Annotated in this window: 14 protein-coding genes; 11 read left to right on the top strand and 3 right to left on the bottom strand. The window is 35.5% G+C overall.

Annotated features, from left to right (window positions below; all coding sequences use genetic code 11):
• Positions 1 to 58 precede the first annotated feature (58 nt).
• The 10 genes from JKA74_RS18020 (at position 59) to JKA74_RS17975 (ending at position 7,516) form a co-directional block, all read left to right on the top strand.
• The gene (locus JKA74_RS18020) at positions 59 to 454 is read left to right on the top strand and encodes a Cif family virulence factor (protein ID WP_201432628.1); all 396 of its coding nucleotides are present in this window, start codon (positions 59 to 61) and stop codon (positions 452 to 454) included.
• A gap of 270 nt (positions 455 to 724) precedes the next feature.
• Complete coding sequence (locus JKA74_RS18015; protein ID WP_201432627.1) at positions 725 to 1,843, top strand: hypothetical protein; 1,119 nt, start codon at positions 725 to 727, stop codon at positions 1,841 to 1,843.
• A 403-nt stretch (positions 1,844 to 2,246) separates the two neighbouring features.
• Entirely contained in the window at positions 2,247 to 2,696 is a 450-nt protein-coding gene (locus tag JKA74_RS18010; protein ID WP_201432626.1) for a peroxiredoxin, read from the top strand.
• A 142-nt stretch (positions 2,697 to 2,838) separates the two neighbouring features.
• Positions 2,839 to 3,198 (top strand): hypothetical protein, encoded by a 360-nt coding sequence (locus JKA74_RS18005; protein WP_201432625.1) that lies wholly within the window; start codon positions 2,839 to 2,841, stop codon positions 3,196 to 3,198.
• 111 nt (positions 3,199 to 3,309) lie between these two features.
• Positions 3,310 to 3,852 carry a DUF3347 domain-containing protein gene (locus tag JKA74_RS18000; protein ID WP_201432624.1) on the top strand — a complete coding sequence of 181 codons (543 nt, stop codon included), beginning with the start codon at positions 3,310 to 3,312 and terminating at the stop codon, positions 3,850 to 3,852.
• Between the two features lie 124 nt (positions 3,853 to 3,976).
• Complete coding sequence (trxA, locus tag JKA74_RS17995) at positions 3,977 to 4,300, top strand: thioredoxin (protein WP_201432623.1); 324 nt, start codon at positions 3,977 to 3,979, stop codon at positions 4,298 to 4,300.
• Positions 4,301 to 4,393: 93 nt separating this feature from the next.
• Positions 4,394 to 5,344, top strand: coding sequence for a phosphoribosylaminoimidazolesuccinocarboxamide synthase (locus JKA74_RS17990; protein ID WP_201432622.1), 951 nt, complete (start codon positions 4,394 to 4,396; stop codon positions 5,342 to 5,344).
• 50 nt (positions 5,345 to 5,394) lie between these two features.
• Positions 5,395 to 5,781, top strand: coding sequence for an STAS domain-containing protein (locus tag JKA74_RS17985; RefSeq protein ID WP_201432621.1), 387 nt, complete (start codon positions 5,395 to 5,397; stop codon positions 5,779 to 5,781).
• 2 nt (positions 5,782 to 5,783) lie between these two features.
• Positions 5,784 to 6,704 carry a ribonuclease Z gene (locus tag JKA74_RS17980; RefSeq protein WP_201432620.1) on the top strand — a complete coding sequence of 307 codons (921 nt, stop codon included), beginning with the start codon at positions 5,784 to 5,786 and terminating at the stop codon, positions 6,702 to 6,704.
• A gap of 8 nt (positions 6,705 to 6,712) precedes the next feature.
• Positions 6,713 to 7,516 (top strand): queuosine precursor transporter, encoded by an 804-nt coding sequence (locus JKA74_RS17975; RefSeq protein ID WP_201432619.1) that lies wholly within the window; start codon positions 6,713 to 6,715, stop codon positions 7,514 to 7,516.
• Positions 7,517 to 7,925: 409 nt separating this feature from the next.
• Here the strand turns inward: JKA74_RS17975 and JKA74_RS17970 are convergent, their stop codons facing one another.
• Positions 7,926 to 8,666 (bottom strand): TrmH family RNA methyltransferase, encoded by a 741-nt coding sequence (locus tag JKA74_RS17970; protein ID WP_201432618.1) that lies wholly within the window; start codon positions 8,664 to 8,666, stop codon positions 7,926 to 7,928.
• On the opposite strand from JKA74_RS17970, the gene tamL reads away from it, so the two are divergent.
• Entirely contained in the window at positions 8,638 to 11,115 is a 2,478-nt protein-coding gene (tamL, locus tag JKA74_RS17965) for a translocation and assembly module lipoprotein TamL (RefSeq protein WP_201432617.1), read from the top strand. The genes JKA74_RS17970 and tamL overlap by 29 nt on opposite strands.
• A 6-nt stretch (positions 11,116 to 11,121) precedes the next feature.
• Here the strand turns inward: tamL and JKA74_RS17960 are convergent, their stop codons facing one another.
• Positions 11,122 to 11,394 (bottom strand): hypothetical protein, encoded by a 273-nt coding sequence (locus JKA74_RS17960; protein WP_201432616.1) that lies wholly within the window; start codon positions 11,392 to 11,394, stop codon positions 11,122 to 11,124.
• A 132-nt stretch (positions 11,395 to 11,526) separates the two neighbouring features.
• The gene (locus JKA74_RS17955; RefSeq protein WP_201432615.1) at positions 11,527 to 12,012 is read right to left on the bottom strand and encodes a hypothetical protein; all 486 of its coding nucleotides are present in this window, start codon (positions 12,010 to 12,012) and stop codon (positions 11,527 to 11,529) included.
• Between the last annotated feature and the right edge of the window lie 126 nt (positions 12,013 to 12,138).

The raw sequence follows: 12,138 nt of genomic DNA, 5'->3' as shown, positions 1-12,138 counted from the left end.
AAAATCCCTCTTGCATCCTTTGGTGTGAGAGGGATTTTTTAAATTGTAGTATACTTTTATGAGTAGTTTAAAAACAAAAGATAGTATTAGCCTTTATAATTTATTTTATGATGGCAATGTAACTTGGGTCGGGGTCTATAAAGATAAAACTCAACAAAAAAGGCTTGAAAGAGATCCAAACTCTTTAAATTATAAAATAGCGGACTATAAAACTTGGTTTAGAAGTACTACTAAAGGGACGGTTAAAGAAGAAAAATCCCATAATGTTAACATTGACACTGATGGTAATATAGCTTCTGTTACGTTTGACTTTAGTTTTTGGGCAGGTGGAAAAAAAGGTTTATGGGGAAAAGAATCCTGGGGACTTGTTAAAATTAATGGTGAGTGGAAAATTACTAGTGTCATATTTTCTATGGAGCAAGAAAATATTTTTCCTGAACCCAATCGACAATAATAATTGCCACCAACAGCAAATTATAAGTAAGTCAGTTGTTGGTGGTTTTTTTAAGTTTTGTACCTTATGGCAAAAACTGCAATGTTGGAGAAAGTAGCCCGGAAATCCAGGCCTTCTCATATTTGCGAAACATTAGTGGCAATCTCCCATATAGCTAAGCCATTGACTTCCCAAGCTAACTGAAAGAATTAATGAATGTTAATAAAATAAAATATTGATTTATAGAATGTTATAAAAAAAAAGATAGTCAGGAGTTTAAATGAAATCAAAATGAAAAATAAACTACTATTCATTTTTTTAATTTTTTGTCAGATTATAGGTTGCAAAGAAGATAATGACCCCATTATCCCTACAAATTGTGAAAATGACAACTCTCTAAGCATCATTTCTCAAAGAAATTTTGAGATGGGTTTCAGCACCTGGAGCTTCGGTCCCGATGAATCCGATAAGGCAGCTACTTATCAATTTATTAAAAATAATGCAGACATCTATTCGGAGCAGATTGACGATAAAATACCTTGGGGTGCTTGGATAAATGGTACAGCCTTGCCCACAGCGTTTTCAGATGAAATTGATTATCGCATTTCAAAAAAAATTGACAACCATAAACTACTACTATCTGTAAGCTTACTCAATACAGATCGAAGTAATCTACTTGAGGATTTTGATAGTAGTATTCCTAATTATTCAGCATTAAATGACGCGGTCATTGAAAATGCTTACTTCAATCATTTGGAGTATCTAATACAAAAATTCAATCCGGATTATTTGGTTATGGCTATGGAAGTAAACGAACTTAAAATAAAATCTGAATCAAAGTGGATTGAATATAAAATGCTAATGGAGCAAATACGAAACAGGATAAAAAGTGCTTATCCTGATTTGCCTTTGGCGGAATCAATGACTTTACATAACTGGTATAATCCGGAAGTCGCCAATCAAGCGGATTTTATCGCAGAGGTAAGCAACTATGTAAATGAACATAATGATTTTGCTGCGATTAGCTATTATCCATTTTTTAAAGGGCAACATACAAAAGCAGAATTTCAGCAGGCATTTGACTTTTTACATTCAGAAGTTTCCATTCCGATTTCCTTTGTTGAAACTACCCACTTAGCTCAGGATTTAGAGATTAGCAGTTTCGACTTGAGTATTAAAAGTAATGTCTGCGAGCAAAAAAGTTACCTTGAAACCCTCCTGCTCAATGCATTTAACCAAGATTATAAGTTTATTATTTGGTGGGCACATCGGGACTATGACGAACTGTGGGAAATTTTTCCTTCAGAGTACAAAGATGTGGGTAGGTTATGGAGGGATACAGGTTTGCTCGATGAAAATGGAACAGAAAGACCGTCTTATGTAACTTGGAAAGAAGTATGGAATAAATAAAGTTGTATTAGTTATATGCTAAAATGCTCATAGCCCTATATTGTAATCGCCAACAAGTTAGCCGAAACGAAATTGTAAGGCTTGGCGAGTTAAGGGCATTTCAGGTTTTGCTTTTAGAGATTTAATAGTTTAATATAATTGAGCGTGGGCTCGCTTTTCAATGACAAGCTGGATTTTGGTTTTCCCCATGTTAAATACACTTATGGAGAGCTTTTTATAACCTACAAAGAACAATTTATTGCAAAATCAATTTACATGAGAAGCATAACATACAATAAAAAAGACACCAGGAATTAACCTGATGCCTTAAAACCTAATTGAACATGAAAATTGTGTTGTTATCACAACTAATAAATAACATAATTCTATCCATTTAGTTTAAACAAAATAAAATTTCATTTATATGCCATTAAAAGTTAATGATCAGGCCCCTGATTTTCAATTGGAATCTACCTCAGATGAATTGTTTCAACTGGAAAAAGTAAAAGGAGAGCCCTTGATTTTGTTTTTCTATCCCAAAAACTTCACTAAAGTCTGTACTAAAGAAGTTTGTGAATTCAGGGATGCCTTTGCTGCTTTTCGCGACCTTGATTTCAGAGTGATTGGAGTTAGCCAGGATAGCATCGATTCACATCTGAAATTTAAAAAGGAAAACAAATTACCTTTTGAATTGCTTAGCGATCCAAAAGGCAAAGTGGCCGGCATGTATAAAGCAGTAGTGCCTGTCCTGAATATGAACAGAAGAGTAACCTATTTGCTGGATGCCAACCATACGATCAAGGCGGTTTACGAAAATATGTTTACCGCTGATAAGCATGTAAAGGAAATGCTGACTCAACTTAAAAATATTTAACTACCTTTCCGGATAAGTAAAATTTGTTTTTTTTCTTGTAAAGTCCTGTTTTTTTGTAACTTGCATAAAACTTAGCCGTCCTAAACTATATATAGATGGTTTTGTCACAACATTTTCTTCGTTAATACGTTTATCGGGCTTCATGCTTAAAGTAAAATCTATATTAGCTCTTTTATTTTCGCTCCTGGTGCTAAGCACAGGCGTGGGGGCAGCTCTATATCAACACTTTCACGAAAACAATCTACAGGAGGTTGAAAAAAATGATGAGGTGGTGGTTTATGAGAATCAGTTAAAGTATGATAAAAAGCCACTTAGTGTTTCAAAGGAGGATGTGGAAACAATAGACGAAAAAGAAAAGACATCTCAAGTTCAGGCAGAAAAGAAAGAAAAATCCGAAAGCCATTCAGTATTAAAAACAAGCTCAAGCTTTGTTACCCTATTTTATGTTCTGGTAAGTTATCTTTTTTCAGGTCCTTTTGATTCCCAAACATTTTCATATTAATTAAGGATTAAATTCATCTGAACCCCTTCAAAAAAAAAATCTATTGAAATTTCCAATGGGAATCTATTATCTTTATGCCAACTAAGGATAAAAATTGAACAATTTATAATTATGAACAAATCACTTATAGCAGCATGTTTCGCCTTATTAATATTTTCAGCTTGCTCATCAGAGAAAAAGCAGGAAACCAAGGATGAAACGATTACGGATAATACAATTGAAAATCAGACTACTGAAAATAAACAAACCACTGCAAGTGTAGTAAGCAAAGAGCAACTGGAAGGTATGCTAACGGCCTATTTTGATCTGAAGAATGCATTAGTAAGTACGGATGCAGAGCAGGCTAAATCAGCATCAGGAAAGCTACTTTCACAATTAAATGACGGGATGAATGCTCTTAGGGAATCTGCATCTAATATACAACAAAAGAGTGATGTTGAGGATATCAGAGCTGAATTTCAGGAATTAAGCAAAGGCATGTATGAGGTGGTGAAGAATAATTCGTCAGCAAAAGATGAAACAGTATATAAACAATTTTGTCCAATGGCATTTAACAATACAGGTGGATATTGGCTGAGCAGTGAGAAAGAAATAAAAAATCCTTACTTTGGAGACAAAATGTTGAAATGTGGCAAAGTACAGGAAGAACTTTAATTTTTTTAATAAAAGGGATAAGTCCTCCACCTGACAAATGTACCAGCATTACCAATAAGTGTAGGAACATTTTTTTTTATATTTACGTTTTCAAATTCAAATAGAAATAATAACAAAATAGATAATGGCAAAAACTATAGAAATAACCGATAGTAATTTCGAAGAGATTATAAAATCAGATAAGCCTATTTTGGTTGATTTTTGGGCAGAATGGTGTGGTCCTTGTAAAATGATTGGCCCTGTGGTTGAGGAATTGGCAGGAGACTATGAGGGGAGAGCTGTAATTGGTAAAGTAAACGTGGATGAAAATCCAAATGTTTCTGCCAAATTTGGTATCAGGAGTATCCCTACTTTATTAGTATTTAAAGGAGGGGAAATCGTTGATAAACAAATTGGTGCAGTGCCAAAGCAGGTATTAGCGGATAAATTAAATGCACAAATGGTGTAATTCCACTGGAAATAAAGTAAAAAAAAACACAGTCTGAAACAGGCTGTGTTTTTTTGTTTTATATCTGCCAACACTTAACTATTTTTGCGCATAATGGAAGCAATACAAGAAACTAATTTTCAATTACCCAATCAAACTGCTTTTTACAAAGGAAAGGTACGGGATGTTTATACCACACCTACAAAAATTATTATGGTGGCAACAGACAGGCTATCTGCTTTTGATGTAGTATTGCCCAGGGCCATTCCTTTTAAAGGACAAGTGCTGAACCAAATAGCCGCTAAATTTTTGAAAGCTACAAAGGAAGTAGTACCCAACTGGCTGTTGGAAACCCCTGATCCCAATGTGAGCATTGGGCTTAATTGCCAGGCCTTCCCTGTGGAAATGGTTATTCGTGGTTATTTGGCCGGTCATGCCTGGCGTGAATACAAATCCGGCAAGAGAACCATTTGTGGTATACCTTTACCCGAAGGACTTAAGGAGAACGATAAGTTGCCCCAGCCCATTATCACCCCTACCACCAAAGCACATGAAGGACATGACGAGGATATTTCCAGGGAAGAAATCCTGAAACAAAGGCTGGTATCAGAGGAGGATTACGTCATGCTGGAAAATTATACCTTTGAATTATACAACAAAGGAACAGAAATAGCATTGGAAAATGGATTGATCCTTGTAGACACTAAATATGAATTTGGCAAAGCAGGCGGAAAAATATATTTGATTGATGAAATACATACACCTGATTCATCCCGTTATTTCTATGCTGACACTTACCGTGAGAATCAGGAAAAAGGCTTAAAACAAAAGCAGTTGTCCAAAGAATTTGTGAGAGAGTGGCTCATTGAAAATGGCTTTCAGGGAAAGGATGGGCAGGCAATCCCGGAAATGACTGATGAAAAAGTACAGGAGATCTCTGATCGCTATATTGAGCTATATGAAAAAGTAACCGGGGAGGTCTTTCATAGAAGAAACTACCAGGACGCTATAAAAAATATTGAACAAAATATCTTAAAATCCATTAAAGATGATGAAAGTCGATAGGCATTCATTAAATTAAGCAAAACGCAATTACATTTAATTAAAACATATATATGAAGTATTCAATAGATAAAGACGATAAATATTCATTGCTAAAAATAAAGGAAGAAAAATTAGATTCAACAGTTTCTTCCTCTTTAAAATCTGATTTGATTACTATGCAGGCGGAGGGCGTGCCCAATATAGTAATAGATTTATCAGAGGTAAAGTACATCGATTCCTCCGGCTTAAGTGCATTATTGGTAGGGAACAGGATTTTCGGTGAAGCTGGAGGCGCATTTGTATTGGCTTCCCCTTCTGAGCATACCGAGAAGTTGATCAAGATTTCTCAGTTGGACAAAGTATTTGATGTATTGCCTACTGTGCATGAAGCTATAGAATCAGTTTTTATGCACGAATTAGAAAAAGGTTTAAACGAGGAAGATACTGACGAAGCATAATATTGTCCTTTGAAGTTTACATATTAGGATCCAATTCCGCAGCCCCTGCCCATGGAAGACACCATACATCCCAGATGCTGTATATTCAGGACCAGCAATTCATGGTAGATTGTGGAGAAGGAGCTCAAATGCAAATGAAGAAATATGGTTTAAGAAAAAATCGCTTAAACCATATTTTTATTAGTCATTTGCATGGCGATCATTATTTGGGACTGATGGGTTTGCTTTCTACCATGCATCTGAATGGCAGAAAACAAGATTTGTTTCTTTACGGGCCTGTAGGCCTGGCTGAAATCATCACCATACAATTGAAGCATGCCAACACAAAAATGAATTATCCTATTCATTTCAAGGAATTAAGAAGTCCTAAGCCGGAATTGATACTGGAAAATGAAAAATTAACAGTTCATACCATTCCACTTCAGCACCGGATTCCTTGCAATGGTTTCTTGTTTCGTGAAAAACAGAAGCCAAGAAAACTGATCAAAGAAAAAATAGTTAGCAATAACTTATCCATTCGGCACATCAATAGTTTGAAAAACGGGAAAGATATAGTTGATGAAAATGGGGATATCATTTTCAGAAATAAAGATTTTACCAGGACTGCAAAAAAGAGCAGAAGCTATGCCTATTGCTCTGATACCAAATATGATGAGAGCTTAATTCCTTTGATCTCAGAAGTGGATTTACTGTATCATGAAGGTACTTTTTTACATGACATGCTGGACAGGGCAGAAGAAACCTTTCATACTACAGTTCATCAGGCAGCAACAATAGCCGAAAAGGCTAATGTAGGGCAGTTGATTATAGGGCATTTTTCCAATAGGTACAGGGAATTACAACCTTTATTGGAGGAAGCTAAATCAGTATTTGAAAATGCCCATTTAGCTGAAGAAGGACGGCAATTTACTATTGATGAATAGTTTTTAAAATGGGTGAACTAACGCTTTCAGCTAAATTTCAAACAAAGAAAAGAAATTTGTTTGTGGTGTTGAGTGGGATTTTCCTCACCAATGCACTTTTAGCTGAGATTTTAGGGGTAAAAATATTTTCCGCAGAAAAAACCTTTGGTTTTGCCCCCGCACAAATACAAATGTTTGGTGATTATATCCTTGACTTTAACCTTACAGCAGGAGTAATCATTTGGCCCATTGTATTTATCACTACTGATATCATTAATGAGTATTTTGGTAAAAAAGGAGTGAGGAAAATCAGTTTCCTTACCGCACTTTTTATTTTATATTCATTTATTATCATTTATGCAGTTACCAGGCTTAGTCCTGCTGATTTCTGGCTGGAAGTCAACGCAGACAAGGCTGGCAGAAATGATTTCAATATTAATGAAGCCTATTCCACTATCTTCAGACAAGGAATGGGGATCATCATTGGTTCTCTAACTGCCTTTCTCATTGGTCAGTTTCTCGATGTATTGGTATTCCAGAAGCTTAGAAAATTTACCGGCAGGGGGAAAATCTGGCTTCGTGCCACAGGTTCCACACTAGTGAGCCAGTTAGTGGATAGCTATGTGGTATTGCTCATTGCTTTTTACATTTTCGGAGACTGGTCAGTGGAGCAGATCTTATCTGTAGGAAGTATCAATTACCTTTATAAAGGCATAGTAGCCATTCTTTTAACGCCACTTTTGTACGTTGCCCATTATTTTATTGATGGCTATTTAGGTAGGGAAAATGCCAAACAAATTGCAGATAGGGCAGCAGAAAAAGATTTCTTCTAATAAAGTCCTCATTAGGATATTGTGAATAAATACTCCAAAGTTCGAAAACCCATCAAGATGAATTCTATTACATATTAAATTGCATGAAAAGCCTAATTAAGGAACTCTTGATAAATACTACCCTGTCAGAAAACCATATAAAATTTGCTAATAATGAGCGGGCGGGTCGACAAAAAGGCGGAGAGCGCGTGGAATTGCAGCGTGGAAGCATCTTTTTGTTCCCGAGTATCGGGACAAAAAGAAAGTAAAATAAAATTTGGAAATGAAATGTGGGAAACTCATTGTAACACCTCTCTTTTTGACGAAACCCCTAATTTTTGAGGTTTTTTACTGTTAAAATACTTTTATAAAGGGCTTTATCAAATCCACAGAGATGAATTTTATTTCAAAATCAATTTTCATGAGATGCCTAATTATCCCTGAAAACATTATCACAAATAATGGCAGTGGCCATTGCTGCATTCAAAGATTCGGCCTGGCCTATTCTGGGGATAGTCACCTTCTCTGTAATGAATGGGAGCAAAGCATCATTAATACCATGCGATTCGTTGCCGATTATTAAGAAACCATTCTTATCAAACTTCACTTTATGCACATTCTCCCCTTCCATCAGGGCGCCATATACCTTGATGTTTTTATTCTTCTCCAGAAACTCTACGAGGTTGTAACGGAAAAAATTCAACCTGAAAACAGAACCCATGGAAGCACTTATTACTTTTGGGTTATAAAACTCAGAAGTTGTTTCCGAACAGATTATATTTTTAATACCATACCAGTCAGCTATTCGTATGATGGTACCTAAGTTCCCCGGATCGCGGATGTCATCCAATATTAATTGAAATCCTGAGTTATTATATTCAGAAGGAGAAGGCTCTTCAACAACAGCTAAAGCCATTTCATTAGTCTGATAAGTTCCTAATTTGCTAATGGTTTTTTCATCAGAGATAGTGATTGGGGCAGATTTTTGTTTTAAAAGCCCGGAATATTTTTCCGAAAACTTTGTTGATATAATTAAGGAATGAATTTTGTAGGAAGAATGTAATAATTCAACCGTGTTTTTCTCCCCTTCAACTATAAATAGACGTTCTTTTTGTCTGAATTTCTTTAATTGAAGAGATTTAATGAACTTTGTATTATTATTGCTAAGCATTTATTCTGAAGTCCTAAAATTGGTAAACTATAGATTTAAAAACACCTTATTTATTATCGTTATTTTCCTTTCTTCTTGTGTAGGTACACAATACCTTGAAGAAAATCAAAACCTGCTTTATAAACAGAAAATTAAAGGTAATGAAAATATTTCATCTGATAAGTTGGATGATCTTTACGTACAAGAAACTAATAGAAAGCTCTTGTTATTGCCTATTTCCCCCTATGTAGCATTTTACGAAATTGGGAAGGAAAATTATAATCAGGAAAGGACTCAAGTAGCACTCGACTCTTTAAAAGCAGAATATGATCGAAAAATTGCTATAGCAAAGGAAAATGACAATGCAAGGAAAGCAAATAAGTATCAAAGAAAATTTAATCGTAAAGCTGATAAGCTTACAAAGAAAATACAGGAGGGAAATCTCCTTATGCGTTGGGGGGAGCCATTGGCTGTTTATGATTCTTCCGCAATTGAAAACACCAAAAACCAAATCCAACTTTACTACGAATCAAAAGGCTATTTTGATGCGGATGTAACAGTTGAGACCAAGCTGGCCGGTCTAACGAAAAAAAGAGTCATTGTCAATTATATAGTAGAGGAGGGGCACCCGCATATAATTGATACAGTATTCTTTAATACAGGAAAAGACACTACTATTTTAAATTTGGTAGAAGAGAAAAGGAATGAAATTTTACTAAAGGAACGCACCAATTATGATCAGGCTCAATTAAGTTCGGAGAGGGAAAGGATAGAAATTTTATTAAAAAATAGTGGCTATTACGCATTTAACAGGCAATTCATCGAATTTAACGTGTATCAGTCAGCCGATACCAATTTGTTGTCAGTAGAGATTCTTATTAACAGACCAAGCAAAGACCCTTTTCATAAACGCTACACCATAGATGAGGTAAATTTTACCACCGATGTCAATAGTCAGGTGGGAGGGAGAAGTCGTCAATTGGAAAGATATAATAGTGTGAATTACTATTATTATCAATCTGCTTATAATAAAAAAATATTGGATCAGCGTGTTTTTCTGCGGCCAGGGGAATATTATAGTTTGGAAGAAACATTTACCACACAAAGGCAATTGGCTAATTTGGATATGTTTCGTTTTGTTAATATTAAATATGATACGGCAGGTGGAGAGTTTATTGCTAATATTTTCACTAGTCCGCTGGATAAATATCAGATAAGTAATGAAGTGGGTGTAAATGTTAATGTGACTTTTGGTCTTCCCGGTCCTTTTTACAATGTGTCATTAAAAAATAGAAATCCATTTGGAGGTATAGAAATTCTGGAACTTTCCGGCAGGGTAGGTTTTGATGCAGTAGCAAATCTTTCAGATCAAACACAAGTAACCACTGCCACTGAGGCAAGAGTGAATTTAGGACTTACTTTCCCTCATTTTCTCTTGCCTTTTGGAAATCAGCTAAAGTCCCACTTTGGTGTTCTAAACCCTAAAACTAAAACAGGTTTAGGTTATAATTATACTGAGCGTCCGGAATATGTTAGAAGTAATTTTAATGCTTCTTATGGATATTCATGGCAGAATAGAAAACAGTGGATTTATGATTTCACCTTTACTGATGTCAATTTAATTGAGTCGAAGCTAGATAGTGTTTTTGAAAAATCACTGGAAGGCCAGCTGAGATTTGGAAATCAACTCAGAAGATCATTTCAGCCCTCTTTTGTCTCCAGTAGCTACATCAATATCACTAAAAATTTCAACAACTATGGTACTGACCTGCAGAAAGCTAGTTTTGTAAAGTTTTTTGCTGAAGCAGGAGGTAATTTATTGAATTTTGATTTTGTTGCTCCCAACGTGGAAGATTCCGCTTTAGCGTATTTTCAATTTGTTAAAGCGGCTTTTGATTTCAGGCACTACCTGCCTTTTGGAAGGGAAAGTACTCTGGCATTTCGGGTGAATGTAGGTGCAGCCAAACCTTATGGAAGCCTTTCAGAAGGTATTTTGCCTTATGAAAAATATTTCTTTGCAGGGGGAAGTAACAGCATCCGTGCCTGGGCTCCTCGGAGATTGGGGCCTGGAAGTTATGTAGCAATTGATAGTGCAAGTGGTAATTTTGATTATAGCTTTGAACAACCCGGAGAAATAATTTTTGAAGCAAGCCTGGAAGCCAGAAGAAATATTATTGGGGTCCTGGATGGTGCCCTCTTTATAGATGCTGGTAATGTATGGAATTTCTCTTCTGCAGATAAGCCTGGAAGTGAGTTTAAAGCCAATCGCTTTTATAAGCAAATTGCCATAGGTACAGGCTTCGGCTTAAGAATAGATTTTTCTTTCTTGATTCTGAGGTTTGATATAGGATATAAAGTATACGATCCTGCCAGAGAGCCCGGCTCACGCTGGACAGTTGATGAATGGAACCTGGGAAATAGACGAAATTATGGGCCTGCCCTTAATATAGGAATTGGTTATCCTTTCTAGATCTTACTATTTCCTCTCTTCTTTACGAGTGGCCCTTTTAAATGCCTCTTTAATATCCTGCATTGATTCTTCAAAACTGTTGGCTATGTCATTAAGACTTTGCTTGTTGTCTTCTGAAAATTTCTCAAAATCTTCTTGTAGTTTTTCCTTATTCCTTTTTAATTCGGCCAATCGTTCTTTTAATTCTATTTTCTTTGATATATCCGACTGTTTTAACTCTTCTAATAAGGCATCTATTTTCCTGCCTGCTTTACTAAAAAATTCTTCAGCTTTTCCCATTTTGCGTAAAATTGTTTCACCAAATTAACGCATTTATTTCGGAAATGGGAAAAACATTCAAAATTGAAGATGGCAGATGCTTTTGAATGGGAAAAGGAATATGATCAATAGGTTTATGCCCCACCTATTGCTCTATTTTTTGGAAGAATCTACTTCTTTTTTGAGGAATTCATCAGAGGTTAATTGTTTTTTGAACCACTGCATAAAGGCAAATGTTACTATTATTCCCCAGAAAATTCCTTCCGTAAGCGTTACTACTCCTACCATAAAAGGACTTAAATATTCTCCGAAAGCTTCATTCACCTCTACTTTGTTTAAAAAATCTTGTTGAATGATTGAAAGGTATATGATAATGAAAGTGGCAAATGCCAATGAAGAGCTGGCAGCTGCCAAAAAACCAGCACCAAGACCTTTAAGGTAGTCAAAATTCTTGTTTCTTTTTTTAAGGAATTTGATGGCGTAAAAAACTCCTGCTATTATAAAAACAATATTAAAAACTCTTAACTCAACATTGTGAGCAAGCCCGAACGCTTGCATTATCAGGAAATAGGCAATCAGACCTACTAAAATTATAGCCCCACCTACTAAACCGTTATATTCTATGGTATCTTTCTTCATTATTTCGTTTTTTAGTCAAAAGAGACGTTGTGATCTAATGATAATTCCAATGCCCATTACATTTTCAAACGGACACAAATAACTAATTAAGTATATTCTATTATACTGCCAAATCATAGATTTGTT

It is taken from the genome of Marivirga aurantiaca (assembly GCF_016679925.1).
GTDB classification, from domain to species: domain Bacteria; phylum Bacteroidota; class Bacteroidia; order Cytophagales; family Cyclobacteriaceae; genus Marivirga; species Marivirga aurantiaca.
This window is presented reverse-complemented; position numbering and strand designations above follow the sequence as displayed.